The organism is Herbaspirillum sp. C7C2 (assembly GCF_022627865.1).
In the GTDB taxonomy this organism is placed as follows: Bacteria; Pseudomonadota; Gammaproteobacteria; order Burkholderiales; family Burkholderiaceae_D; genus Herbaspirillum; species Herbaspirillum frisingense.
Map to the genome: position 1 here is coordinate 1 of NZ_JABXGI010000006.1, position 26,529 is coordinate 26,529.

The 26,529-nt window shown below is 60.0% G+C and carries 24 protein-coding genes; 16 read left to right on the plus strand and 8 right to left on the minus strand.

What is annotated here, in order from left to right; genetic code table 11:
• Positions 1 to 557 precede the first annotated feature (557 nt).
• Complete coding sequence (locus HWE04_RS10895; protein ID WP_241812424.1) at positions 558 to 1,520, plus strand: UDP-glucose 4-epimerase family protein; 963 nt, start codon at positions 558 to 560, stop codon at positions 1,518 to 1,520.
• Here HWE04_RS10895 and waaA read toward each other — a convergent pair.
• The 4 genes from waaA to HWE04_RS10915 all read right to left on the minus strand — a co-directional run bounded on the left by waaA (position 1,505) and on the right by HWE04_RS10915 (position 6,236).
• Positions 1,505 to 2,791 (minus strand): lipid IV(A) 3-deoxy-D-manno-octulosonic acid transferase, encoded by a 1,287-nt coding sequence (waaA, locus tag HWE04_RS10900; protein ID WP_241812425.1) that lies wholly within the window; start codon positions 2,789 to 2,791, stop codon positions 1,505 to 1,507. The genes HWE04_RS10895 and waaA overlap by 16 nt on opposite strands.
• Position 2,792: 1 nt before the next feature.
• Positions 2,793 to 3,662 (minus strand): Kdo hydroxylase family protein, encoded by an 870-nt coding sequence (locus HWE04_RS10905; RefSeq protein ID WP_241812426.1) that lies wholly within the window; start codon positions 3,660 to 3,662, stop codon positions 2,793 to 2,795.
• Between the two features lie 165 nt (positions 3,663 to 3,827).
• Entirely contained in the window at positions 3,828 to 4,805 is a 978-nt protein-coding gene (waaC, locus tag HWE04_RS10910) for a lipopolysaccharide heptosyltransferase I (protein WP_241812427.1), read from the minus strand.
• 57 nt (positions 4,806 to 4,862) lie between these two features.
• On the minus strand, positions 4,863 to 6,236 hold the full coding sequence (locus HWE04_RS10915; protein WP_102663932.1) for a phosphomannomutase/phosphoglucomutase: 1,374 nt from the start codon (positions 6,234 to 6,236) through the stop codon (positions 4,863 to 4,865).
• A 922-nt stretch (positions 6,237 to 7,158) separates the two neighbouring features.
• Here HWE04_RS10915 and gmd point away from each other — a divergent pair.
• The 15 genes from gmd to HWE04_RS10990 all read left to right on the plus strand — a co-directional run bounded on the left by gmd (position 7,159) and on the right by HWE04_RS10990 (position 22,949).
• Positions 7,159 to 8,262: a GDP-mannose 4,6-dehydratase gene (gmd, locus tag HWE04_RS10920; protein WP_006463721.1), complete on the plus strand. Its 1,104-nt coding sequence runs from the start codon at positions 7,159 to 7,161 to the stop codon at positions 8,260 to 8,262.
• A gap of 41 nt (positions 8,263 to 8,303) precedes the next feature.
• Positions 8,304 to 9,227 (plus strand): GDP-L-fucose synthase family protein, encoded by a 924-nt coding sequence (locus HWE04_RS10925; RefSeq protein ID WP_241812428.1) that lies wholly within the window; start codon positions 8,304 to 8,306, stop codon positions 9,225 to 9,227.
• On the plus strand, positions 9,224 to 10,414 hold the full coding sequence (locus tag HWE04_RS10930) for a DegT/DnrJ/EryC1/StrS family aminotransferase (RefSeq protein WP_241812429.1): 1,191 nt from the start codon (positions 9,224 to 9,226) through the stop codon (positions 10,412 to 10,414). The genes HWE04_RS10925 and HWE04_RS10930 overlap by 4 nt, the downstream gene beginning before the upstream one ends.
• Positions 10,411 to 11,277 carry an ABC transporter permease gene (locus HWE04_RS10935; protein WP_006463718.1) on the plus strand — a complete coding sequence of 289 codons (867 nt, stop codon included), beginning with the start codon at positions 10,411 to 10,413 and terminating at the stop codon, positions 11,275 to 11,277. Before HWE04_RS10930 ends, HWE04_RS10935 begins: the two co-directional genes overlap by 4 nt.
• 2 nt (positions 11,278 to 11,279) lie before the next feature.
• Positions 11,280 to 12,518: an ABC transporter ATP-binding protein gene (locus HWE04_RS10940; RefSeq protein ID WP_241812430.1), complete on the plus strand. Its 1,239-nt coding sequence runs from the start codon at positions 11,280 to 11,282 to the stop codon at positions 12,516 to 12,518.
• Position 12,519: 1 nt separating this feature from the next.
• Entirely contained in the window at positions 12,520 to 13,512 is a 993-nt protein-coding gene (locus HWE04_RS10945) for a glycosyltransferase family 10 domain-containing protein (RefSeq protein ID WP_241812431.1), read from the plus strand.
• A 7-nt stretch (positions 13,513 to 13,519) separates the two neighbouring features.
• The gene (locus tag HWE04_RS10950) at positions 13,520 to 14,410 is read left to right on the plus strand and encodes a CatB-related O-acetyltransferase (RefSeq protein WP_006463715.1); all 891 of its coding nucleotides are present in this window, start codon (positions 13,520 to 13,522) and stop codon (positions 14,408 to 14,410) included.
• A gap of 35 nt (positions 14,411 to 14,445) precedes the next feature.
• Positions 14,446 to 15,267, plus strand: coding sequence for an alpha-1,2-fucosyltransferase (locus HWE04_RS10955; protein ID WP_161625974.1), 822 nt, complete (start codon positions 14,446 to 14,448; stop codon positions 15,265 to 15,267).
• Entirely contained in the window at positions 15,264 to 16,343 is a 1,080-nt protein-coding gene (locus HWE04_RS10960; protein ID WP_241812432.1) for a glycosyltransferase family 2 protein, read from the plus strand. The genes HWE04_RS10955 and HWE04_RS10960 overlap by 4 nt, the downstream gene beginning before the upstream one ends.
• Complete coding sequence (locus tag HWE04_RS10965; RefSeq protein ID WP_006463712.1) at positions 16,340 to 17,278, plus strand: glycosyltransferase family 2 protein; 939 nt, start codon at positions 16,340 to 16,342, stop codon at positions 17,276 to 17,278. The genes HWE04_RS10960 and HWE04_RS10965 overlap by 4 nt, the downstream gene beginning before the upstream one ends.
• Positions 17,275 to 18,285, plus strand: coding sequence for a glycosyltransferase family 2 protein (locus HWE04_RS10970; RefSeq protein WP_006463711.1), 1,011 nt, complete (start codon positions 17,275 to 17,277; stop codon positions 18,283 to 18,285). Before HWE04_RS10965 ends, HWE04_RS10970 begins: the two co-directional genes overlap by 4 nt.
• A 16-nt stretch (positions 18,286 to 18,301) precedes the next feature.
• Entirely contained in the window at positions 18,302 to 19,135 is an 834-nt protein-coding gene (locus HWE04_RS10975) for a glycosyltransferase family 2 protein (RefSeq protein ID WP_006463710.1), read from the plus strand.
• Positions 19,135 to 20,280 (plus strand): glycosyltransferase family 4 protein, encoded by a 1,146-nt coding sequence (locus HWE04_RS10980; RefSeq protein ID WP_006463709.1) that lies wholly within the window; start codon positions 19,135 to 19,137, stop codon positions 20,278 to 20,280. The genes HWE04_RS10975 and HWE04_RS10980 overlap by 1 nt, the downstream gene beginning before the upstream one ends.
• 129 nt (positions 20,281 to 20,409) lie before the next feature.
• Complete coding sequence (locus tag HWE04_RS10985; protein WP_233207654.1) at positions 20,410 to 20,967, plus strand: sugar transferase; 558 nt, start codon at positions 20,410 to 20,412, stop codon at positions 20,965 to 20,967.
• On the plus strand, positions 20,964 to 22,949 hold the full coding sequence (locus HWE04_RS10990; RefSeq protein ID WP_241812433.1) for a polysaccharide biosynthesis protein: 1,986 nt from the start codon (positions 20,964 to 20,966) through the stop codon (positions 22,947 to 22,949). The genes HWE04_RS10985 and HWE04_RS10990 overlap by 4 nt, the downstream gene beginning before the upstream one ends.
• Positions 22,950 to 23,029: 80 nt before the next feature.
• Here the strand turns inward: HWE04_RS10990 and rfbC are convergent, their stop codons facing one another.
• Genes rfbC through rfbB form a run of 4 tightly spaced genes read right to left on the minus strand, consistent with a single transcriptional unit; the run spans position 23,030 to position 26,421 of the window.
• A complete protein-coding gene (gene rfbC, locus HWE04_RS10995) occupies positions 23,030 to 23,578 on the minus strand; it encodes a dTDP-4-dehydrorhamnose 3,5-epimerase (RefSeq protein ID WP_006463706.1) in 549 nt (182 codons plus the stop codon).
• A complete protein-coding gene (rfbA, locus tag HWE04_RS11000; protein WP_006463705.1) occupies positions 23,575 to 24,477 on the minus strand; it encodes a glucose-1-phosphate thymidylyltransferase RfbA in 903 nt (300 codons plus the stop codon). Before rfbA ends, rfbC begins: the two co-directional genes overlap by 4 nt.
• Positions 24,467 to 25,357, minus strand: coding sequence for a dTDP-4-dehydrorhamnose reductase (rfbD, locus tag HWE04_RS11005; RefSeq protein ID WP_006463704.1), 891 nt, complete (start codon positions 25,355 to 25,357; stop codon positions 24,467 to 24,469). Before rfbD ends, rfbA begins: the two co-directional genes overlap by 11 nt.
• Entirely contained in the window at positions 25,354 to 26,421 is a 1,068-nt protein-coding gene (gene rfbB, locus HWE04_RS11010; protein ID WP_006463703.1) for a dTDP-glucose 4,6-dehydratase, read from the minus strand. Before rfbB ends, rfbD begins: the two co-directional genes overlap by 4 nt.
• Positions 26,422 to 26,529: the final 108 nt, after the last annotated feature.

Sequence of the window (26,529 nt, forward strand, 5' to 3'; positions counted from 1 at the left end):
AAAGTTTCCAGAACCGAAGTTCTGTCGCACTTCATTAAACGCCCACGCTTATCGGCTGTTAATTTTTAAAGATCATCTGCATCAAACGCGCCTGGCGCTGTTTGCATCGCTGCGAATCGTTTTGTTCGTCAGCAGCAGAGAAGCGAGATTATGCAGCAGTTAGTTCATCGCGTCAACTACTTTTTTGCGATTCGTTTTAAATTTTTTCGTCTTCGCTTTTGCTACCGCTCGACTACTTCTATTTAAAACGTACTTCAAACTGCTTCACTACTCACCTGCTTCGCCCACCTTCGTCGCTTCGTTTTTCAACTTCGCTTCGTGTGTCGCGTCAGCAGGGGGCGAACTATAGCAACGCCCTCCACACCACGCAAGCACTTTTTGAAAAAAATTCGAAAATAATTTAGCCAGCCCAAATAGGCGGCACCATCCCGATGCCAAGCAAGGCCATTCTTCTATATACCAAGCAGCCAGACGAGCTGACCTCCACATTCACCGGGCAAGTCGGGACACGATGATAGTATTGGCGTCCTCTTTCCCCGCCGCTCCCTTATTTGTCCATGCGTATTCTCATTACCGGCGCCTCCGGTTTCGTTGGCCAAGCCTTGGTTCGCCAACTTGCCTCCGAGGGCCGTCATCATCTGCGTGCCGCACTTCGCCCCACAGCAAAGCTGCCCGTAGACTCCAGCACACTGGAAAAAGTGATCATCGAAGAACTGGCACCCGATACCAATTGGTCAGCAGCACTAGACGGTATGGAGGCGGTGGTCCACTGCGCGGCGCGGGTACACGTGATGAACGAGACAGCTGGCGATCCGTTGTCGGAATTCCGCAGGACCAATGTCGAAGGAACGCTGGCGCTGGCACGTCAAGCGCAACAGGCGGGAGTCCGCCGTTTCATTTTCATCAGCTCGATCAAGGTCAATGGTGAAGAGACGCAACCAGGACGTCCCTTTACAGCCGACGATACGCCCGCCCCGGCCGATCCCTACGGCATCTCCAAGATGGAAGCCGAACAGGCGCTGCGGGAGCTGGCGCGCAATGGAACCATGGAAGTGGTGGTGATAAGACCGGTATTGGTCTATGGCCCTGGAGTCAAAGCCAATTTCCTGAGCATGATCCGCTGGCTGGATAAAGGCATACCGCTGCCGCTGGGCGGCATCTCCAGCAATCGCCGCAGCCTGGTGGCGCTGGATAACCTGGTGGACCTGATCTGCGTCTGCCTGAGCCACCCCGATGCTGCAGGCCAGGTATTCCTGGTATCTGATGGTGAAGACCTCTCAACTACCGCCATGCTCAGACGCATCTCCCTTGCCCTGGGCAAGTCGCCGTTCCTGCCATCAATACCGGCCTCATGGCTGATGCTGGCAGCACGCATGATGGGCAGGCCTGGAATCGCGCAACGTCTTTGCGGCTCCCTGCAGGTCGACATCAGCAAGAACCGCGATCTGCTGGGCTGGACGCCCAGAACGACAGTCGACGCCGCATTCCAGAAAACGGTCGAGGCCTATCGCCGCACCTGACCGTCCGTCAGCAGCGCATCCAGCAGAGAAAGCGTCCGGCCAGTTGCCCCCTGGTGACGCTGCGCAAATTCCTTTGCGGAATGCGACCTTTGATCCATACGCGTGTGGTCGGACACGAGTTCTTTCCACTGACGCAGCAATGCATCTGCATTCTCTACGCGCGCTGCTGCGTGCTCGGCAATGGCATCCTCGGTAATGCGCTGGAAATTGAAAGTGTGCGGGCCGATCAACACCGGCCTACCCAAGGCCAGCGCCTCGATCAGGTTCTGCCCACCGAGCGGCAAGAGGCTGCCACCGATGAATGCGACATCACAAAGCGCATAGTAGGCAAACATCTCCCCCATGGAATCACCCAGCAGTACATCCACATCCTGCAAGCGGATGTCCTGCTGCAGTGTGGACCGCCGCTGCAGGCGCAGGCCACGGGCACTGATCATGTCGGCGACCTGATCGAATCGCTGAGGGTGACGGGGCACGATGACCGTCAGCCAGTCACCCCGTCCTTCGCGAGCCAACGCGTCAAGGATCAAGGCTTCTTCGCCTTCCCGGGTACTGGCGCACAACAGCACCTTGCGTAGTCCGACCTGGGCTTTCCACTCCAGGCCCCGGGCCACCACGGCATCAGGTGGCTCAACGTCGAACTTGAGGCTCCCCGTCACGACGACCTGACGCGCCCCAAAGGCGCGCAGACGCTGCGCATCCGCGTCCGATTGCGCCGCGACTACGCTGATGGCCTCAGCTGCCGGCTTCAACAAGGCGGCAAAACGCAACCCACGCCGCAACGAACGCTCCGACAGGCGGGCATTGGCCAGCATCACGGGAACGTGGTAACGACGGCATTGGGCGATCAGGCTGGGCCAGACCTCGGTTTCCATCAGCACACAGACAGCTGGTCGAAAATGTCGTAGAAACCGGGCGCACATCCATCCAATGTCATACGGCAGGAAGCTTTGCAGGACACGCCCGCCATGCTTGCCGTAGACCTGGGCGCCGGTAGCGCGACCGGTGGCCGTCATGCAGGTCAGCAAGATGGAATGCTGGGGGTATTGCTGCAACAGAGCGTCGATAAGCGGCTCTGCAGCGCGGGTCTCGCCGACCGACACCGCGTGCACCCAGATGAAACGCGCCTGCGAATCAGGCAGGCGCGCATAAAAGCCGAGACGCTCGCTCACATGGGCCCGGTAACCGGACTCCTTGCGGCCACGCCACCAGAGGCGCAGCAGCACCAGCGGCAGCAGCAGCCACCAGATCAGGGAATACAGCAACCGCATCTCAGACCAAAGGATGGCCGGCCAGGCGCGTCAGGATGGCCAGCGGGCTGGATTGCGGATCGTATTGCTGTTCCGGTGCCAGGTGCAGGGTCTGCTCCATCATGTATTGCCCCGACATGACTGCGTGAGATGCCTGATCCGAAAAGCAGATCCAGACCGAGCCTGCGGCGAAGGGCATGGTTACCTGCTGGGCATCCTGCTGGTATTGCATGTCGCCCTTCATGCCGTCGTGCAGCTGAAGCATCATGTGGTCGTACTCGCTGCGCAAGGACTTCGTCACGCGCAAGGCCTTCAATAATTTCGCCTGCCAGGCAACATAAGGCTTGGCACGAGGCAGAAAGCGCCTGGCCACGGTTTCAAAAGGCTCGCCCACGCGCCAGACACGCGGCACGCCTTCCGGGTTGATATTGGTAAAGACGCGCAGGATACGCTCACCATAGTTCGGCCGCGACGGGAAGGCGTCGACGTGCATGCGGCGGTCGTCAGCACGCCAGGACTGGGCACGGGTTTCCACCTGCATCGGTCGATAGCTGGTAGGTGCTACGCACAGGGCGTCACGATACTTGGGCAAGAGCGTATGCACCAAAGACAGAGCCTGCTCGCGAAAGCGTCCCACCATCGCCGCCAGCGCCAGTTGTTGCTCCGTACCACCGGCGGCGCCCTTGATATGCCCACGCGCGTCCAGGCTGATATTGCGGGACTTCGGGGCGCGCACGGCCGGATCGAGCAGCACCTGCTCGGATTGCATCAACTGGAAGGCCAAGTGCGGGAAATACAGCACCTTGCCGGCTTCCAGCGCGGTGATCCATTCCTGATTGGGGTTGTCGACCCGCCATTCGGTCAGGCCGATCTCGATAATTTGCGATTCCATGGCGCGTATTATGCCCGCAAGCGTCAACGCCGTGTGGCGATGCAGGCGCGTCAGCAGGCCGCAAACCCCCGCCGCAAGTGGCCCTACGATCCGGTTCAACAGTTTGCCGCCAGGTTTTGATCTGCTTCAATGATCCGGGTCGATGCCCTGACCGGGCGGGAGCCCTCAGTCCAGCAAACCCAGCGCGGCGGACAGTACGGCCTCCTCGGCCGGTGGCGCGCCCAGATCGCCCAGGTTGACGATGTGAGGCGACCAGTTGCCTTCGGTTTTCCAGCGCGGGGAATCGCAGTAAAGCTCAACTGTGGGCTTGCCATACGCGGCAGCAATGTGCGTCAGGCCGGTATCCAGGCCGACCACCAGCCTGGCCTGCTGCACCAGCGACACCGCCTGCATCAGCGGCAGCGCCGGCAATACGACGGCGCCTGGGATGCCCTCTGCCAGTTGCTGCGCAGCCGCCTGTTCCCGGGTGCTCCCCCAAGGCAGCAACACCGGCAGGCCGCGAGCTGCCAGGTCCTGCCCCAGCCTGATCCATTGCGCCGGCGGCCATTGCTTGGCGGCGCGTGCGGTGCCGTGGAAGAAGACGGCATAGGGGGTCTCGGGCATCCAGGGCCAGCGTGCCGGTTGGGGCGCCTGCAGGGCGAAGTCGGGCTCACCCTCGACCTGGTAGCCCAATGCACCGGCGGCCACCAGGCGCGCACGCATGACGGCGTGGGTGCGCCGACCCACTGCGATACTCTGGTCATGGAAGATCCGGGAAAGTGGCTCGTAGCCCGAGCCCTCGGTAGCATTGGCCAGGCCCACCCGGCGCCCATGATCGGCCAGTCGCGCCATGCGCATGACTACGCTGGTCTTGAGCAGGCCCTGGGTATCGAAGACCACATCGTAGCGCTCGGCCTGCAACTGGCGCCGGAAAGCCGCGATCTGGGCGCGGGTGGCAGCAGAGAACAAGGTCTTGCGCCAGCGACGCAAGGCGATCGGAATCACAGTGTGGACGTGAGGATTGAGGCGGACGAGGCTGGTATAGGCCTCTTCCACGACCCAGTCGATCTGTGCGGCAGGGAAATGACGACGGATGTCCGCGACCATCGGCATGTTGTGGACGACGTCTCCCAGGGAGGAAACGCGGACGATTAGGATTTTCAAGGCTGGCCCACTCTGGCTGAACTTAACTGTGGGCCAGCATCTTACCTCATCAGGCCGTCAGAACGGCAGTGCGACGTCGGGACGAGCCGCCAGGATGACCTTACGGAACTCACCCTGGATGCGCGCCAGTGCTTCCGCAGTCTCTGCCTCGAAGCGCAGCACCACTACTGGCGTGGTATTGGAAGAGCGTGCCAGACCGAAGCCATCGGCATATTCCACGCGCAGACCGTCGATGGTGATGATGTCCTGGGCGCCTTCGAACTTGGCATCGCTTTGCAGCTTGCCGATCAAAGCCACATTCTCGCCTTCCTGCAGCTTCAGCTGCAGTTCCGGGGTGCTGACCGACTGGGGCAGCGCATTGAGAACGGCCGACGGGTCGCTCTGGCGCGCCATCAGTTCCAGCATCCGCACGCCGGCATAGAGACCGTCGTCGAAACCGAACCAGCGGTCCTTGAAGAAGATGTGACCGCTCATCTCGCCGCCCAGGGGCGCGCCCGTTTCACGCAACTTGGCCTTGACCAGCGAGTGACCGGTCTTCCACATCAACGGCTGACCGCCGCGCGCGCTGATCCAGGGTGCCAGGTGACGGGTGCACTTGACGTCATAGAGGATCTGCTTGCCCGGGTTGCGGGTCAGCACGTCCTCAGCGAAGAGCATCAGCTGACGATCCGGGTAGATGATCTGACCATCCTTGGTCACCAGTCCCAGGCGGTCGCCGTCTCCATCGAAGGCCAGGCCGAGTTCATTGTCGGTTTCCTGCAGGCAACGGATGAGATCCTGCAGGTTTTCCGGGTGCGCCGGATCGGGGTGGTGATTGGGGAAGTTGCCATCGACCTCACAGAACAATTCAGTCACTTCGCAACCGAGTGCACGGTAAAGCTCGCCGGCGAAAGCGCCGGCCACGCCGTTGCCGCAATCGACGGCAATCTTCAGCGGGCGCGCCAGCTTGACGTCCGAGATCATGCGGGCGATGTAGGCATCCTTGATGTCGTGGGTGCTGTAGCTGCCGGCGCCTTGCGGGAATTCACCCTTGACGATGGCGTGATAGAGACCCTGAATGGTCTCGCCATGGATGGCCTCGCCGGCCAGCACCATCTTGAAACCGTTGTAGTCGGGCGGGTTGTGGCTGCCGGTGACCATGATGCCCGATTGGGTGTCCAGCACATGGGTACCGAAATAGACCATCGGGGTGGCGACCATGCCCAGATCGATCACGTCCACACCCACCGACTGCAGGCCCTTGGCCAGCGCAGCGGCCAGTGCAGGACCGGACAGACGGCCGTCACGGCCGATCACGACCTTCTTCTGCCCCTTGGCCAGCGCGGCAGCGCCGAAGGCCTGACCGATCTGATAGGCGACCTGGTCGTCCAGGGTTTTGTCGATGATGCCGCGGATGTCGTAGGCTTTAAAGATCGATTGGGCGATGGGCATATGCGTAGGAAGTGGAAGACAATTGATATTAAAGAGACAATTATGACCGCATCAACGCGCCAAGAACAGCAGATGCATAGCCTTTCATGTCGCCGCACTCGTGAGTTCCCTTCCCCAACAAGTGCCTGGCGGGGGGAGGACTTGATTCGAAGACGTGACGCAAAAACAACATGCTCCGCATCAGGGCATATGTAAATGACTATTGGTCAACTTATTTTAAGCTCGCGAGCAGTTCACAAGGTGGCTGTGACGGCGAAAGCCTCTCAAAAGTTCTTCCGGCCGCTGACATCGACCACAACACTACCTTGGAAAAACGTCGTAGGCGATGCCTTTCATATCCTGTTTTTCAACGTCACAAAAAGTACTGGCTCAGATTTCCGAGCTGGACTTGCCTAAAAAAGCATTTTCCTCCACGAAAGCAATGGACAGCAAAGTCGTCAGCGCCCTGGATCACCTCGGAAAAGCCTATTTCGCGTGATATACTCGCTTGCTTATTCTGATCGCGCGAAATCGTTGCGAAACGGCGTCCAGTCAAGATAGGCACCGAAGTACGCCAGCGGCAAACTGCCTGTGAAGCGCTTTTATATTAGTGTGCTCGCACGAGGCGGCCAAACGTTACAGGTGCGGGGCCGACACGAACACAGAAGAAAAAAAGAGTGCCGTTCATTCCTGGCTCGTGTTGATGATGAGTAAATTGACTTTGTACACGATCGCAAAATAAGCCTAACCCATGCCATCCGCCACGCTCACACCTGCACCCCGGCTCCCATTACGCGTGCCAAAACCGCGTAGCCATCCACAGGTCTGATGGCGGGTCGCAGTCTAAAGCCTCACTTCCTGCCTGTACGGCCTCCCGTTGATGCATTGCCATCGAAGCCGCCCATCAACCCACACATAACGCACACGGACGACATCCATGACTATGAAGAAAAAAGCCCTCATTACCGGCGTCACCGGACAAGATGGTGCCTATCTGGCGGAGCTCCTGCTCGCCAAGGGCTACGAAGTGCACGGGATCAAGCGCCGCACTTCCCTGTTCAATACCGACCGTATCGATCACCTGTTCCAGGATCCGCACATCTCCGACGGGAGTTTCGTTTTGCACCACGGCGATATGACTGACTCATCCAGCCTGACCCACATTATCCAAAAGGTCCAGCCGGACGAGATCTACAACCTCGCGGCGCAGAGTCACGTCGCGGTCAGCTTTGAAGAGCCAGAATACACAGCGAACTCCGATGCCCTGGGCGCCCTGCGCATCCTGGAAGCAATTCGCATCCTTGGCTTGACCAAGAAAACACGTTTCTATCAGGCCAGCACCTCCGAACTCTACGGGCTGGTACAGGAAACCCCGCAAAAGGAAACTACGCCCTTCTACCCACGTAGCCCCTATGCCGTTGCCAAGCTCTATGCTTACTGGATCACGGTCAACTATCGCGAGGCATACGGCATCTACGCCTGTAACGGCATCCTCTTCAACCATGAGAGCCCCATCCGCGGCGAGACCTTTGTTACACGCAAGATCACCCGCGCCCTGGCCCGGATCAAGCTCGGCCTGCAGGAAGCGCTTTACCTCGGCAACCTGGATGCAAAACGCGACTGGGGCCATGCGCGTGATTACGTGGAAATGCAGTGGCTGATGCTGCAGCAGGAACAGCCAGAAGACTTCGTCATCGCCACCGGCGTCCAATACAGCGTTCGCGATTTCGTCAACGCCGCTGCGCAGGAAATCGGCATGAAGATCCGCTGGGAAAATACCGGGGTCGAGGAAAAGGGCTACTGGGAAAACCGCGAACAAGGCGATCCAAACCAACCCATCGTGGCAGTGGATCCACGTTATTTCCGTCCGACCGAAGTCGAAACCCTGTTGGGCGATCCGAGCAAGGCCAAGACCAAGCTGGGTTGGACTCCCAGCACCACCTTCGATGAACTAGTGGCAGAGATGGTACGCGAGGACCTCAAGTCGGCGCAGCGAGACGCGCTCGTCAAGAGCCATGGATATAACGCCTTCAACTACGACCAGTGATGAATTACCGGTGCACCGCTGATATTGGATAAGGGTTAGACATGCGTATCTTTCTCACAGGCGGCCGTGGCATGGTCGGGCGAAATTTCACCGAGCACGCCGCTGCCGTCGGACACGATATCCTGGCACCCACCAGCGCCGAGCTGGACTTGCTGGATGCTCGTGCCGTAAACGATTGGGTACAACAGCAACAGCCCGATGTGGTGGTGCACGCTGCGGGCCGGGTCGGCGGCATACAGGCCAATATGCGCGATCCAGTCGCCTTTCTCACCGAAAACCTGGATATGGGTCGCAACGTTGTGCTGGCAGCACGCCGCGCGGGCGTCCCGCGTCTGCTGAACCTTGGCAGTTCTTGCATGTATCCGCGCAATGCGCCCAATCCGCTGGCCGAGCAAACCGTGCTGACCGGCGAATTGGAACCGACCAATGAGGGCTATGCACTGGCAAAGATCATGGTCGCTCGTTTGTGCGATTACATCGGACGCGAAAATCCTTCACTGCAATACCGTACGCTGATCCCGTGCAACCTGTACGGCCGTCACGACAAGTTCGATCCAAAGCACTCACACCTTGTCCCCGCAGTGATTCACAAGATTCATGAGGCCAAATCCGCCGGACGTGACGAAGTCGACATCTGGGGCAGCGGCAAGGTGCGACGTGAATTCATGTATGCGGGCGACTTGGCCGATTGTATGTGGCGTGCGCTAGACCACTTCGACACTCTGCCGCTCTACCTCAACGTAGGCCTGGGCAGTGATCTTTCTATCCTCGACTACTACCATGCCGTAGCCCGCATTGTGGGCTTCGAAGGGAAATTTGTGCACGATCTGACCAAGCCCGAAGGCATGGCGCAGAAACTGGTAGATACCACCCGTCTGCAAGCCTGGGGCTGGCGTGCAACCACTTCATTGGAATCGGGCATCGCCCAAACCTATCAATTCTATCTAGAAGGACGTCAAGCATGAGCCCCAGCCACTACCCACTCGCCACCGCCACCTGGGACGATGCGGAATACCAAGCGATCCAGAAGGTTATCGCCTCGGGTATGTTCACCATGGGAACAAACGTCCAGGAATTCGAGAAACAGTTCGCTGCCTATACGGGCAGTAACTACTGCGTAATGGTCAACTCTGGCTCCTCGGCTAATCTACTGATGATTGCTGCCCTGCGCTTTCGCAAGGAGTCCCCGCTGCTCGCCGGTGAAGAGATCATCGTGCCTGCGGTATCCTGGAGCACGACCTATCACCCGCTGCAACAATACGGCCTCAAGCTGAAGTTCGTCGACGTTGACCGCGATACACTGAACTACGATCTGGACGCCTTGGCCGAAGCGGTAACCGACAAGACCCGCGCGATCATGATCGTCAACCTGCTGGGCAACCCCAACGACTTTGATGCAATCGAACGTATCGTGGCCGGTCGCAACATTGTAGTGGTCGAAGACAATTGTGAATCCATGGGCGCCGAGCTCAACGGCCGTCAGGCTGGAACCTTCGGCATCATGGGTACCTACAGTGCCTTCTTCAGCCATCACATTTCCACAATGGAAGGTGGCATGGTGGTCACCAATGACGAAGAGCTGTACCACATCATGCTTTCCGTTCGCGCCCATGGCTGGACACGCAATCTGCCCAAGCACAACCAGCTGACAGGTACCAAGAGCGACGACGCTTTTGTCGAATCCTTCAAGTTCATCCTGCCTGGTTACAATCTGCGCCCGCTTGAAATGAGCGGAGCCATTGGTATCGAGCAAGTCCGCAAATTGCCTGGCTTGATCTCGGAGCGACGTCGCAACGCCGTCAAATTCAAGGCTCTGATGGCGGACTATCCGCAACTCCGCATTCAGAAGGAAATCGGTGAAAGCAGCTGGTTCGGCTTCAGCATGATCATCGAGCCGGATGCCGGCTTCTCTCGTGAAGATGTAGTACGAGTGTTCAATGAATACCGCATCGATGTCCGTCCCATCGTGGCCGGCAATTTCGCCAAGAACGAAGTGCTGCGCTGGTTCGATTATGAAATTCACGGCGCGCTCAAGAATGCCGACGAACTTGACAGCAATGGGTTGTTCATCGGCAACCATCATTACGAACTGGATGAGCAGTTCGATCTGCTGCGCATGGCCCTGAACAAGCTGGTCAAAGCCAAGCAATGACGAAGGACACGCAAGAAACGGGTAACGGCCGCGACCTTGAGTCGCTGCCCTTGACCGTCATCACCGCCAATCCCGATGGCAAGGACTACTGGTCCGAGCTGTGGCGCAGCCGTGAACTGCTGGGCATGATGGTCTGGCGCGACATCGTGGTGCGCTACAAGCAGACTGCGATGGGTCTGAGCTGGGCACTGGTTCGCCCGCTGGCGACCATGCTGGTCTTTTCGCTGGTCTTCGGCAAGCTGGCCAATCTGCCCTCCAATGGCGCGCCTTACGCGCTGATGGTCTTTGCCGGACTGTTGCCCTGGCTGTTTTTCTCTGCTGCTTTCTCCGACGCCAGCAACAGTGTGGTGGGCAATGCCAACCTGGTCCAGAAAGTCTACTTTCCCCGCCTGATCATTCCGCTCTCGTCGGTGGTGGTGGGCCTGGTCGACTTTGCGCTGGCCATGCTGGTATACCTGGCCATGTCGTTCTTCTATGGCCTGCCGCCCGGACTGCATGTGCTGGCCTTGCCCCTGTTCCTCTTGCAGCTTTGCCTGCTCATCCTCGGCTGCAGCCTGTCGATCGCCGCCTTGAGCGTCTGGTACCGTGATTTCCGGCACCTCTTGCCGGTGGTGCTGCAACTGGGGGTGTACCTGTCCCCAGTGGGCTTTGCCAGCACGGTGGTACCAGAGAAATGGCGCCTGCTGTATGCATTCAATCCGATGGTGGGCATCATCGACGGCTTCCGCTGGAGCCTGCTCGGTGATACGCAACCGCTTCGCTTGAATGAGGTCGGCATTTCCTGCCTGGTGACGCTCGTGTTGCTGTGGTCAGGCGTGCGCTTCTTCCGTCGCAGCGAGCATCGTTTTTCGGACGCCATCTAATCATGAGCAAAAGTATCATCGTCGAAGGAATTTCTAAGAAATTCCGTATCCATCATGAAAAGGAACGCGACACCCAGGAACGGGGCCTGCTGCGCAAGTTCCTCGGGCGCAAGCGCAAAGACAAGGCCGGCTCGGATGAAGATTTCTGGGCGCTGCGCGACATCAGTTTCGAGGTCAATCAGGGCGAGCGACTGGCGGTCGTCGGCCGCAACGGTGCGGGCAAGTCCACGCTGCTGAAGATCCTTTCCCGGGTCATGAGCCCGACCGAAGGACAGATCCGCATCCGTGGCCGCATGAGCAGCCTGCTGGAGGTCGGTACCGGCTTTCACCCCGACCTGACCGGACGCGAGAACGTCTATCTCAACGGTGCCCTGTTGGGCATGTCGCGCATGGAAGTGCGCCAGAAGTTCGATGCCATCGTCGACTTCGCCGAGGTGGAGCGTTTTCTCGACACCCCCGTCAAACGCTATTCCAGCGGCATGTATGTGCGCCTGGCCTTTGCCGTATCCGCTTTTCTGGAACCGGACATCGTGGTGTTGGACGAAGTGCTGTCGGTCGGCGACGCCCGCTTCCAGCAGAAGTCCTACGCCAAGATGCGCGAGTTGGCGTCCCAGGGGCGGACGGTGCTCTTCGTCAGCCATAGCATGGCAGCGGTGAAGGATCTGTGCGAAAGCGCCGTGCTCATCGAACATGGACGCATCAAGGAAAAGACCCTGGTCGACGACGCCATCGGCGACTACATGCGGCACGCCATGCATGTGGGTGGCGCCAACATGCCCCTGGAAACGGAACACGTGGACCTTCTGGCCATGCATGTCACCCAAGGCGGCCGCAAGAACCCGAATTACAACTTCGAGGGCGATGCTCCGGTGGACGTGGAGTTGATCTATCACGTCAAAGAAAACTTGCAAAACTTCCGTATCGGCTTCTACGTCAAGACCGTCTTCGGCGACATGCTCACGCGCGCGCTGCTGGCCGACCGCAATCCGGAAATGGAAAACGTGCGCCCAGGCACCTATCGCGTCAAGGCGCAAATTCCCGCCGACTTCCTGGTCGCCGGAGACTATGTGCTGGAAGTTCACGGCAGCCAGTTCGGCGTGCAGGACTTCTTCGGCAGCAATGCGCTGCAGCCGTTCCGTATCGCACGTCCCCGGCTGTTCAATATTCAGCATGCACGCGAACAGGCGTTCGGCCATATCTACCTCGATCCGCACTGGCAGCTGGAAAGGATTTCGGACTGACATGATCGACGTCAAGCTCACGACCTGCGCTCCCACCTGGCCCTGGGCTCGGCAAACGCCCGGGAACTTGTTGCAGTGGGGACCATTCCGCTTCCACGTCGATACGGAGGTGGAGCGTTGCGACGCGTGGGTGGTTTTCGAATCACTGAGCCAGACCGAGAACACCTGCTGCCCGCCCGAGAACGTCTTCTTCATTGCAGGCGAGCCCGATCCGATCGGTTCCTACCAGCCGGCTTTTCTGGATCAGTTCGCCCACGTCGTCAGCGGGCGCAATGACCTGCAGCACCGCCATCAGATTCGTCTGCAACAGGGCCATCCCTGGTTCGTCGAGAAAAGTTTCGATGAGCTGGCCAGCATGCCGCCGATTCCCAAGAGCCGCGATATCAGCGTCATCAGTTCAGCCAAGGCTTTCACCGAAGGCCACCGTGCGCGCCTGGACTTCGTGCGTGCCCTGCAGCAGCGCTTCGGCGACCGGGTGGAAGTCTGGGGCCGGGGCTTGCGTGATTTCGAGCAGAAATGGGACGTGCTTGCCCCCTATCGCTTCGCCATCGTCCTGGAGAACTTTGCCGGGGACGATTTCCTGACGGAGAAATTGCCGGACGCACTGCTGGCTTACTGTTTTCCGATCTATTACGGATGCACCAACGTAGACCGTTATCTTCCGGATGACGCCAGCCTGAAGATCGATATCGAAGACACCGAAGCCGCGCTGGATGCAATCGGCCGATTGCTCGCCAATCCTGAAGAATACGACCGAAGCCTGCATGCCATAGCGCGTGCACGGCAGTACTATCTGCATCAACTGCAGTTTTTTGCCAATCTGAGCCACGTCCTGGAACGCCATGTCCGCAGCGACGTTACAGCGGTTCCGGTCTCCCTCGCGGTCAATGGCAGCTTTGCCGCGGCGCCTCCTGTCGCGCCGCAGCCGGAGGCCCCTTTTGCGCCAGTCCCGGCATCGTTGATATCTCGTCTGCGGCGGCTCATAAAGGGGTAAGCGACTGATGATCTCCCTGGCCGCCGTCAAATCCCGCTTTCAGGTCCTGCTCACCCATGTGTCCAGGGCCATCGTCGCGCGCGGTTTGCGTCCTGAGTCTGCCGCGCTTCTCGGCTATGGTTCCCGACAGCAGGATGTGCGCGAAACGGCAAACGAAACGCAGCGACTGGCAGCGCAATGGATCATGCGACAGGCCATGCTGCCCGAGGTCGCTGCCCTCCTACTGGACAGCAGTGCAACCGGTGGCGCGACCGGCAAGGGTGGCCATGAAATGCATCCCGCTTCAAGGCAATGGGCCTACTGGTTAGCCCGGGAATGTACCGCAATCGACATGACCGGTGCGCTGCGCATGCCTCTCGTCGAAAGCGTCAACTCCTCCCTGAATCAAGCCATCTTCTTTGATGGCGAAAATATCCAGGTCATGCAAGGCAGCATCGTGTCGGGGGATTCCAGGATCGGAGCCAATACGTACGTCGGCTTCAACTGCCACATCACCAAGGCCAGAATCGGGCGCTACGTCTCCATTGCAGACAATGTGCTGGTCGGCCCGGGAGAGCACCGCCTGGACCGGGTTTCCACGCACTCCATCTTCTACGATGCGCCCTACGAGACTCTCACCGAAGCCGCCTGCGTGATTCAGGACGATGTCTGGATCGGCGCTTCCTGCATCATCCGGCGGGGTGTCATCATCGGTACCGGGGCAGTGATCGGCGCCAATTCCTTCGTGAACCAGGATGTGCCTCCTTTCGCCATCATGGCGGGCTCACCTGCGCGCAACATCGGCGCCCGATTCGACGATCAAACCGCTGCGAAAATTCTCGCCAGCAAATGGTGGGAACTGCCTGCTTCCGAGGCCCGCAAACTCATAGAACAACTTACGCAAGAAATCTCGTCATGATAGTCAGTCGCTTGATCGGTGGCCTCGGCAACCAAATGTTCCAATACGCGGCAGGGCGCGCCCTGGCATTACGCCGTGGCGTTCCCTTCGCCATCGACAGCCGTGCCTTTGCGGATTACAAGACCCACGCCTTCGGCATGCAGTGCTTTTGCGCCGACCAGACCGAGGCCCCTTCGCGACTGCTCCCCAACCCGCCTGCAGAGGGCCGTCTTCAGCGCCTGCTGCGTAGGTTCCTGCCCAATCCGCTGCGTGTCTACACCGAGAAGACCTTCACCTTCGACGAGGCCGTACTGAGCCTGCCTGACGGCATCTATCTCGATGGCTACTGGCAATCGGAAAAATACTTTGCCGACTTTGCCGATGACATCAGGAAGGACTTCGCCGTCAAAGCCGCCCCCAGTGCGCCCAACCAGGCCTGGCTGGAGCTGATCGGCCGGACGCATTCGGTCTCTCTGCACATCCGCCGAGGTGACTACGTGTCCAACGCCGCGGCCGCCGCCGTGCACGGGACATGCGACCTGGGCTACTACGAGCGTGCGGTTGCGCATCTGCACCAGGTAACCGGCCAAGCGCCAGAACTGTTCGTCTTTTCAGATGACCTGGATTGGGTCGCGACCAACCTGCAACTTCCTTACACGATGCATCTTGTGCGTGACAATGATGCCGCCACCAACTTCGAAGACCTGCGCCTGATGACCGCCTGCCGTCATCACATCGTGGCCAACAGTTCCTTCAGCTGGTGGGGCGCCTGGCTGGATGGCCGCTCCGAGAGCATCACCATCGCCCCGGCACGCTGGTTCGTCGCCGATACGCCAGACGCGCGCGATCTGGTTCCGCAACGCTGGGTGCGTCTATGAACCAACGTGAACAACTACCGGCCATCAGTGTCGTCGTTCCCACCTACAACGCGGGACGCTACGTGGAAGAGGCCGTGGCCAGCGTTCTGGCGCAGGACTTCCGCGACTTCGAACTGCTGCTTATCGACGATGGGTCCACCGACAACACGGCAGAAGTCGTGAGCCGGTTTGCCGCCGATCCGCGTGTGCGGCTGCTGCGCAATGAGCGCAACCTGGGGCTCATCGCGACCTTGCACCGGGCCTATGCCGAGTGCCGCGCACCGCTCATAGCGCGCATGGACTCCGATGATATTTGTGCACCAGACCGTTTCGGCAGGCAGGTCACATTCCTGCACGAGCATCCGGAGGTCGGCATTGTAGGCGGCGCAATCCGTTTCTTCGGCAACGTGGCGCCGAACGTCTTCACGTTCCCGCTCGCCCATGCCGATATCCATCCGGCGATGCTCTTCTATTGCCCCTTGGCCCACCCGGCTCTGATGTTCCGCAGAGAGCTGCTGGACCAGGGCATCATCCGCTACGACGACGCTTTCCGTCACGCAGAGGATTATCATCTTTGGAGCCGATTGCTCCTGCAGGTCAACGCAGCCAATCTGCCCGAGGTCGTACTGGACTATCGCCTGCATGCGCAGCAGGTCAGCTCGGACTCCTCCGACAAGCAGTATGCCGCCTCCCTGCGCGTGCGCAGGCAGATGATGCAAGAATGCGGCGTTGAGCCCACCGATGAGGAAATCGCCTTGCACGAAAGCGTCATTCTGGAGCGGCCCGTGGCCCGCACCGATTATCTGCCGGCCCTGGCCGCCTGGTTCGCGCGGCTGGAAGCGGCCGCGCGCCAGAGTGGCTATTGGAACGAGCAGGCCCTGCATCGCCTGCTCAAGGGCAAGTTCATCGACACCGCACGCAGGGTCGGTGCAGACCTGTCAGCGCTCGCCAATGCGGCTCCCACCGCCGGCTACGTTTCAACGAAAGATCTGACTATGGTCTCCCATGAGGCAGGCAAGGCAAGCCTGGCCACGCGCGTGAAGCGCCGGCTCAAGTCCATGGTGTGGCAGTGGCGAGCAAGAAGGAGCAAGTCATGATCCATGCCCAACAATCGGGGCTGGTCAGCTTCGTGATGCGAACGGTGGGCGGGCGTCCTCGCGAAATCCGCCGTGCGATCGCAAGCGTTGCCGCCAATGACTGGCGCCCACTCGAAGTGGTCGTGGTCTACCAGGGCGCGGAGAATACGCAATGGGAAGATCTGCAGAAGCTTCCAGCGGAATTCGCCGACATCGATGTCAAGGTGGTGCGCAACCCCGCCAGCGGCGACCGTCGCGCCGAGAACCTCAATATCGGTTGGGCACAGGCCAGCGGCCGCCATCTCGGGTTCCTAGATGATGATGACACGCTCGCGCCCAATCACGTTAGCCTGCTGCTGGCTGCTTTGCAGGCCACCGGTAAAACCTGGGCTTATGCGCAGGTGACCTTGCGCAAGGAAAATGCGGACCTGGAAATCGTCAGTGAAAGTACCCCCTTCCGACGCCATGCCTTTTCACTCAAGTCACTGTGGAGCGAGAACTTTCTGCCTATCCACAGTTTTCTCATCGACAGGAGCCAGCTACGTTCGGCCCTGACCGAGCGGCCTTTCCACGAGGAACTGGATCGCTCTGAAGACTGGGACTTCCTGTTGCGGCTGGCCTTTTATCATGAACCGGCCGTGGTCGAAGAATTCACTGCCACCTATCATGTCAGTACCGTCGGTGGAAACACCAATCTGTCGCTGATGGATTCAGCCGGAAGGCAAGACCGTGAGCGGCTCAACCGTGAAGCATGGGCGCGCTGCAAGGCGATCGTCGAAAACCGCAAGGCTACCCTTGCTGCTTCGGTCTGGTGGGGCAACGACTATTTCGGCTTGCCAGTGCCCGGGGCAGCAGTACAGGACCAACCGGCCGCCCCCTCCCCGACCGTTGCGCGCAGATCCCTGCGCGAGCGCGTCATCCGCAAATTGATTCGACTCCTGGAGCGTTTGCTGTGAAAGTCTCCATCTGCATTCCCGCTTATCGCCAGGTCGAGTACCTGCGTGAAACCCTGCAATCCTTGCTGACCCAGGATTTTCAGGACTTCGAAGTCATCGTCACCGACGATTCTCCCGACGACAGCGTATGCGATCTGCTGGCGAGCTTCGATTTTGGGGGCAGGCTGCGCTATGTCCGCAATTCGCCCGCCCTCGGTTCACCCGAGAACTGGAACGCCGCGCTGCGGCTGGCGCAAGGCGACTATGTCAAGATCCTGCATCACGACGATCATTTCATCCGCCCGGATGCATTACGCCTGTTCGTCAAGTTGCTCGACGATGCTCCACACGCGGACTTCGGATTTTGCGCGACCCTGGTCAACCATATCGATGTGAACATGCAGCGCATCCATTGCGCCAGTGACCGCCAGTTGGCCGATCTCGCGGAAGATCCGGCCAGCCTCTTCGTGGGCAACTGCATCGGCGCGCCCAGCGCCACCATCTGCCGACGGTCCGCGAGCTTGGACTATGACCGCCAGATGAAGTGGCTGGTCGATGTCGACTACTACTACCGCATGCTGATGAATAACCGGCGCTTCGCCTTTACGACCGAAGCCCTCATCACCACACCCACCAACGCAGGGCACCAGGTGACTGAAATCTGCCGCGACAATGGTGAAGTCGAACTGGGCGAGGCGATGGCCTTCTTCCGCAAATTTTCGCCGCAGCAGCAGGAAAATCCTCTGGTCAAACAGGGCTGGCTGATTCTTTTCAAGCGCTTCCGGATGCGCAAGCTGGCTGACTTCTCCCGCTACGGCGTAACACCCCCGCAAGAGGCGCCGGGGCAAGATGGCTATTTCACCATTCTATTGAAGAAGCGTTACACCTTCTGGAACTTGCTGCGTGACCCGAAGCTGCTGGCGCGCAAGATCTTCTACCGGCTCTATCCATACGTACCCGGCTTCATCCGCCGTGCGCTCAAGCAGGTGTACGCGCGCTTGGGCCCGGCCAAGTCCGGCTCCCGCTGAAACAACGGATTCCGCCATGAACAGAGGTAGCTCCCACTGCCCGCAGGGGCCCAGCCTCTCGGTCATCCTGTGCGTACATCGCGCCAATCCCTGGTTGCAACACGCCATCGACAGCGTACTGGAACAGAGCGATGGGGATTTCGAATTCCTGATCGCGGCCAATGCCTGCAGCGACGAATTCTGGGAGCAACTGCAAGCCGTAGGCCGCGGCGACCCGCGTATCCGATTGATCCGGACCAGCATCGGACAGCTGGCTTTCAACCTGAATGTGCTTGCCGACATGGCGCACGGACAGTACTTGGTGCGTATGGACGCCGATGATGTCTGCGCCCCGACCCGTATTGCCACCTTACGTGCGCACCTGGCAAACGATCCGCTCGACATCCTCGGCTCTGCGGTATCCCTGATCGATGGCCATGGCCACCAAGTCGGATTGATGCAGTTTCCGGAAAGCCGGGAGCAGATTGTGGCTGCGTTAAAAAGACGGACTGTTTTCTGCCACCCCGCTGTAGCCATCCGTCGGCAGTTCCTGCTGGAGATGCGCGGCTACCTGGGCGGTTTTCACTCCGAAGATACCGATCTGTGGTTGCGAGCGAGCCGCCACGGAGCACGCATGGCCAACCTCCCAGACGTGCTGCTGTCCTACCGTCTCCATGACAGCCAGTCCATCAGCAGTGGTGCCGGCTACGCCGAAGTCAGTGCACATTGGTTGCGTGAATTCTTGTCCAAGCCCGGCTGGTACACATTGCAGGGCCTGATGATCGCCTTGGGGAAGGCCGTCTGCAAGCGCTTCCTGCCGCGCGGTGCTGCCTACAGGCAAGGCCCGGAGAAGCAGGAAAGGGAGCGCTGATGCACCAGGGAACAAAGCCCAAGCTGCTCTTCTTCGTTGCCGTCGACTGGTTTTTCTGCTCTCATTTCCTGGAACGCGCAATCGCCGCGCGTGAAGCCGGCTTCGAGGTCATCGTACTCACCCATGTCGACCGGCATGGCCCACGCATTGAAGCAGCAGGTCTGCGCCTGATCGCACTGGATATCGACCGCCGCAGCCTCAATCCGCTGGAGGCTGCAAAGACGCTGCTGGCGTTGATACGCATCTATCGTCGCGAGAGGCCTGCCCTGGTGCACCATGTCGCGCTCAAGCCCATCCTCCTTGGCAGCCTGGCGGCGCGCCTGGGCGGTGTGAAGCACATCGTCAACGCCGTCGTCGGCGGTGGGTATGTGCTCATTGCCCAAAGCTGGAAAGCCAAAGCATTGAGGCCGGTGTTGCACATGCTGCTCAAGCTGCTGCTCAACCCCGGGGGTAGCAAGGTTGTGTTCGAAAACGGCGATGACCTCAAGCGCTTCGTGACCACCCGCCTGGTCAATGCTGCCGATGCCGTGCTGATCCGTGGCGCCGGTGTTGATCCCCGCCAGTATCGCCCCGGCGTGCCAAGTCTGCCGCCGATGGTCGTCATGAGCGCCCGCCTGCTATGGGACAAAGGCCTCGGAGAATTCGTGCAGGCCGCACGCCTGCTGCGTGAACAAGGCGTCGTGGCACGTTTTATCGTGGCCGGCGAGCGCGATCCCGGCAATCGTTCCTCGGTGGACCTGCAGACACTGGACACATGGAAACAGGAAGGCGTTGTCGAATTCTGGGGTTTCCAGGAAGATATGCATGCCGTTCTTGCCCAGGCCAGTATCGCCTGTCTACCTTCGTATCGGGAAGGCTTGCCCAAGGCGTTGCTGGAAGCCATGGCATGCGCCCTGCCCTGCGTGACAACCGATGTCGAAGGCTGCCGCGAAGCGGTACGCGACAGCGACAACGGACTCCTGGTCCCCGCCGCCGACGCCCCAGCGCTGGCCGCGGCCTTGCGCAGACTGCTGGAGGAACCGGCGCTGCGTGTGACCATGGGCAGGCGCGGCCGTGAACGGATCGAGACCGAATTTGCATCCGCGCTGGTTAAGGAACAGACTCTTGCTTTATATGCGGGCCTGTCATCCCCTGGAACGCGTTGATCGGCCATCGCCGTCATGCAAAACGACAACTGCACACCATCGAGTCATACATAAAAAAGGAAAAGACGTGCAAGTCAATTTCTGTCAAGTGGAGCCCATCGGACCAAACGACAGCACAGGAGTATCGCAATGATGCTGCGCATGCTGGACATTCTCTTCTCGTTGCTCGGCTTGTTGCTGACTTCGCCCCTGCTGGTACTGCTGTTCGTCTTGGGCCTGTTCGATACCGGGTCGCCGCTGTTCCGCCAGACCCGGGTGGGGCGGCACCAGCGGCCGTTCGTCCTAGTCAAGTTCCGGACCATGAAGCCCGATACCCAGTCGATGGCGACCCATCTGGCCAGCCCCGCCTCGGTCACCCGCATAGGCAGCATGCTCAGGCGTACCAAGCTCGATGAGCTGCCACAGTTGTGGAACGTATTGACAGGAGAAATGAGTCTTGTCGGGCCGCGCCCCTGCCTGTTCAACCAGACCGAGCTGATTGCCGAACGCGCACAGCGGCGGGTATTCGATGCCCGGCCCGGCATCACTGGTCTAGCGCAGGTCAAGGGTGTCGACATGTCGACACCCCGTCTGCTGGCAGAAATCGATGCGCGCATGCTCGCTGAGATGAACTTGGCCCATTACATCAAATTCATCGTCCAGACCGCAACGGGCTCGGGTCGTGGGGACAGGATCAAAGCGCCATGAACCAAGCACGCTTTCTTCGTCGCAGCTGGCGCCGTGCCTGCTCGGCGCTGGCCCGCCCGGCATTGGCCCTGCCCCGCCCCGTCAAGCGCATCGTCGCGCTGACCATCGACCTCAGTCTTTGCCTGTTCACCGCATGGCTGAGCTTCTACCTGCGGCTGGGTGAATTCATCAGTATCACGCGAGAGTCCGAATGGGGCACAGGCCTGCTGCTGGCCGCGGTGGCTGCCTGCCTCATTGCTTTGCCGATCTTCATCGTCTCCGGCCTGTACCGTGCGATCTTCCGCTACAGCGGCCTGCCTGCGCTGCAAACGGTTGGCCGCGCGGTCGGCGTCTATGGCGTGCTGTACTTCTCGATCTTTACGATCATCGGCATCAATGGCGTGCCGCGCACGGTGGGCATCATCCAGCCCATCCTGCTGCTGTTCATGGTGGGCGCATCACGGGCGCTTGCGCGGGTCTGGTTGAGTGATCAGTATCTTCGCATCCTCAAGCATGCCGCCCGTCCCAAGGTCATGATCTATGGTGCCGGCGAAGCCGGACGCCAGCTGGCAGGCGCCCTGACCAACAGCCACGAAATGCAGGTGGCGGGTTTCCTGGATGACGATGACCGGCTGCACGGCCATGTCCTCAACGGCCTGCCCATCTACAATCCGGCCGACCTGGCGGGGCTGGTGGAGACGCTGAAGATCAACGACGTCCTCCTGGCCATGCCCAACATCAACCGGACGCGACGCAACGCGATTCTGAGCGACATCCGCAGCGCGCACGTTTCGGTGCGCACGCTGCCCAGCGTCATGGACCTGGCGCGCGGAAGGATCAGCGTCTCCGACCTGCGAGAACTCGACATCGACGACCTGCTGGGCCGCGAGCCCGTCCTGCCCAACCATCTTTTGCTGGCCAAGAACATCACCGGCAAGGTGGTCCTGGTGACCGGCGCGGGAGGATCGATCGGCAGCGAGCTGTGCCGGCAGATCCTGGCGGTCTCTCCGGTCAAGCTGCTGCTCATCGAACAGAACGAATACGGGCTCTACGCCATCCATCAGGAACTGGAAGCACAACTGGATGGCCGGGACATCGCCTTGGTGCCGCTGCTGGCCTCCGTGCAGGATGAAGAACGGCTGGGCGAAATCCTCTCCACCTGGCATCCCCATACGGTCTATCACGCCGCAGCTTACAAGCACGTTCCACTGGTCGAGCACAATCCGGCGGAGGGCATCAAGAACAATCTGCTGGGGACGCTGCGCGCGGCCCGGGCCGCGATCGAAAATGAGGTCGCGCATTTCGTTCTGGTTAGTACAGACAAGGCCGTTCGCCCGACCAACATCATGGGTGCCAGCAAACGGCTGGCGGAAATGGCCCTGCAGGCGCTTGCCTCGACCCAGCCAGCCACGCGGATTTCCATGGTGCGTTTCGGCAATGTGCTGGGCTCGTCCGGATCGGTCGTTCCCAAGTTCAGGCAGCAGATCCGCAATGGTGAAGCGATCACGCTGACCCATACCGATATCACACGCTACTTCATGACCATTCCCGAGGCTGCTCAGCTGGTCATCCAGGCGGGTGCGATGGCCAAGGGCGGCGATGTCTTCCTTCTGGACATGGGACAGCCAGTTAAGATCATCGATCTGGCACGCCGCATGATCGAATTGTCAGGGCTGACCGTGCGCGACGAAGTCAACCCCGATGGCGACATCGAGATACAGATCACCGGCCTGCGGCATGGGGAGAAACTCTATGAGGAATTGTTGATCGGCGAGGATTCGGAAACCACGCCTCATCCTCGCATCATGAAAGCCCATGAGGACTTCATGCCTTGGCCTGCCTTGCAGGAGAGACTACGGGAACTGATGGCCGCCTTGTCAGCCAACGACGTCAACGCAATCCGCACGATCATGCAACGCCTGGTGTCCGGGTACACGCCCAGCGACGAAATCGTGGACTGGGTCTACATGGAACAGGAAACGGAACTACAGCGCGGCACCTGAGGAGCATTGAGACGGAGCTGGAGCGGGAAAAATACCCGCTCAACCAGATCACGCGGGTCGCCCCTTGCCTGCAACCCGGCTCAGTCGAAATAGTCGGCGCTGGCGAAGGCTACGCCTGCCAGATCCTTCGGCGAAAGCTTGGCTTGATCCTTGGCAATCACCCAGTCAATGGCCAGCTCGGGATCATCCCACGCAATGCTGCGCTCATGCTCGGGCGCCCAGTAATCTGTGGTCTTGTACAGGAATTCTGCCGTTTCCGACATCACGCGGAAGCCGTGGGCAAACCCTTCCGGGATCCACAGCATGCGTTTGTTCTCGGCACTCAGTTCGGCGCAGAAATGCTTGCCGAAGGTGGGAGAGGACTTGCGAAGATCCACGGCCACATCCTGGACGCATCCTGCGGTAACGCGCACCAGCTTCCCTTGCGCCTGGCGGATCTGGTAATGCAGGCCGCGCACGACGCCATAAGCCGACTTGCTGTGGTTATCCTGGACGAATTCCACCTCGCGGCCGATCAACTCATTGAAGCGCCGCTGATTGAAGCTCTCAAAGAAGAATCCGCGATCGTCGCCAAACACCTTGGGCTCGATGATCAGTACCCCTTCCAGGTCTGTCCGTATGGCGTTCACGACGCATCCCCCTGATCGCACAGCCGTTGAAGATAGAGTCCATAACCGCTCTTGACCAGCGGCGCCGCCAGCTTCTGCAACTGCTGGGCGTCGATGTAGCCCATACGATAGGCGATCTCTTCCGGGCATGCCACTTTCAGTCCCTGGCGATGCTCGATGGTCTGGATGAAGTTGCTGGCCTCGATCAGGCTCTCATGGGTGCCGGTATCCAGCCACGCGTAGCCGCGTCCCATCATCTCCACGTTGAGCTCGCCACGTTCGAGATAGAAGCGGTTGACGTCGGTGATTTCAAGCTCGCCGCGTGCCGAAGGCTTGATATCGGCTGCGATGTCACAGACCTGGTTGTCATAGAAATACAGGCCCGTCACAGCGTACCTGCTCTTGGGCTTGACGGGCTTTTCTTCGAGGCTGGTGGCACGGCCTTCGGCGTCGAAGGCGACCACGCCGTAACGCTCTGGATCATGAACATGATAGGCAAACACGGTCGCCCCATCGGTACGGTTGCACGCCTGGTCCAACTTGGACTGCAGATCGTGTCCGTAGAAGATATTGTCACCCAGTACCAGCGCCGAGGGTGAATTGCCGATGAAGTCGCGCCCAATGATGAAGGCTTGCGCCAAGCCATCCGGGCTGGGTTGCTGCGCATAGCTGATGTTCATTCCCCAGCCGGCGCCGTCGCCCAGCAGCGTCTGGAAGCGCAATGCCTCCTCCGGCGTAGTGATGATGAGGATGTCACGGATACCGGCCAGCATCAGCGTGCTGAGCGGGTAGTAGATCATCGGCTTGTCGTAGACCGGCAGCAATTGCTTGGAGACGGCCATGGTCACCGGATGCAGGCGTGTACCCGAGCCGCCAGCCAGGATGATGCCCTTGCGGGAAACGTTGGATTTAGTGTTCATGGAGTTCTTTCATCATGCGCTCGACACCGTTCTGCCAGTCCGGCAGGATCAGTCCGAAAGCGGCTTGGAACTTGCTGCAGTCCAGGCGGGAATTGAGGGGCCGCGCAGCCTGTGTGGGGTAGGCGCTGGTGGGGATGGGGACCAGCCGGGCCGGCCCGGAAAGGCCCCCCAGTTGCCCCGCCAGGGCGAACACCTTGCGAGCATAGGCGAACCACGTGGTCTGTCCCGAAGCGGCCAGATGATAAAGGCCCTGGCGCTCAGGGTGGGCCAGGGTCTGGACGATGGCATGCGCGCTGGCATCGGCCAGCAGTTCAGCGCCGGTGGGGGCCCCAGTCTGGTCGTCGATGACATTGAGCTCGTCGCGCTGGGCGCCGAGCCGCAGCATGGTCTTGGCAAAATTGCCACCGCGTGCGGCATAGACCCAGCTGGTACGGAAGATCAGATGCGCACAGCCGCTGGCAACGATGGCCTGCTCGCCTTCGAGCTTGGTACGGCCGTAGACGTTGAGCGGGCCGGTGGCCTCGTCTTCCTTGCGCGCGTGTTCGCCGCTCCCGTCAAAGACGTAATCGGTGGAGTAATGCACCAGCAGAGCGCCGCACTGCGCAGCGGCCAATGCCATGGCCCCCGGGGCCTCGGCGTTGACCAGGTGCGCGCGCTCGGGTTCGGACTGCGCCTTGTCCACGGCCGTATACGCAGCCGCATTGACCACCACATCCGGACGCAGTGCCGCGATGGTGCGGCTGATTCCGGCCATGTCAGCAAGGTCCCCGCAGTACTGCTCGCTGCAGGCGCTCAAGGAGATGAGCTGGCCCAGCGGCGCCAGACTGCGCTGCAGTTCCCAACCGAGCTGTCCATTGCAGCCGAAGAGCAGGATCTTCATGCCTGGCGTGCAGCGTAATTGGTTTCCAGCCATTCGCGGTAGCTGCCGGAACGGACGTTGGCCACCCACTCCTGGTTGGACAGATACCATTGAACGGTCTTGCGAATGCCTGTCTCGAAGGTCTCGGCCGGCTTCCAGCCAAGTTCGCGCTCGATCTTGCCGGCATCGATGGCATAGCGGCGGTCATGGCCCGGACGATCAGTCACATAAGTGATCTGGCCAGCATAGCTCTGTCCGTCCTCACGCGGACGCAATTCGTCCAGCAAGGCGCAGACGGTATTGACGATATCGATGTTGGCCTTTTCGTTCCAGCCCCCGACGTTGTAGACCTCGCCCGGTGTGCCCGCTTCCAGCACGCGGCGAATGGCGCTGCAGTGATCCTTGACGTAGAGCCAATCGCGGATCTGGCGGCCATCGCCGTAGACCGGTAGGGACTTGCCGTCCAAGGCATTGACGATCATCAGCGGGATCAGCTTTTCAGGGAAGTGATACGGACCGTAGTTGTTGGAGCAATTGGTCGTGAGCACCGGTAGCCCGTAGGTATGATGATAGGCGCGTACCAGATGGTCGCTGGCGGCCTTGGTCGCCGAATAGGGACTGTTGGGCTCGTAACGGTTGGTCTCGGTGAAGGCCGGTGCCTGCAGAGCCAGCGAACCGTAGACTTCATCGGTGGAAACGTGCAGGAAACGGAATTGCCGGTGCTCCGCCTCATCAAGCTGGCTCCAGTACTCGCGCACGGATTCCAGCAGGTTGAAGGTGCCCAGCACATTGGTCTGCACGAAGGCCTCCGGGCCGTGAATGGAGCGGTCCACGTGGCTCTCTGCTGCAAAGTTGACGACCGCACGCGGGCGGTGCTGCTTGAGCAGATCGGCGACCAGTTGACGGTCGCCGATATCACCCTGAATGAAGATATGGGCCGCGTTCCCTTGCAATGAATCCAGGTTCTGGAGATTGCCAGCATACGTCAGCAAATCGAGGTTGACCACAGGCTCGCCCGTATGGCCGACCCACTCAACGACAAAATTGGATCCGATGAATCCTGCACCGCCAGTCACTAAAATCATTGCTGTCCTGGCATGGGTCGCCACCGCTGGTTACCATGCGTAAAGAATGGAAACCAGGTATTTTACCCGAGCGCACCCGCATTGGATCAGTTCGCACGGGGTGTTTAT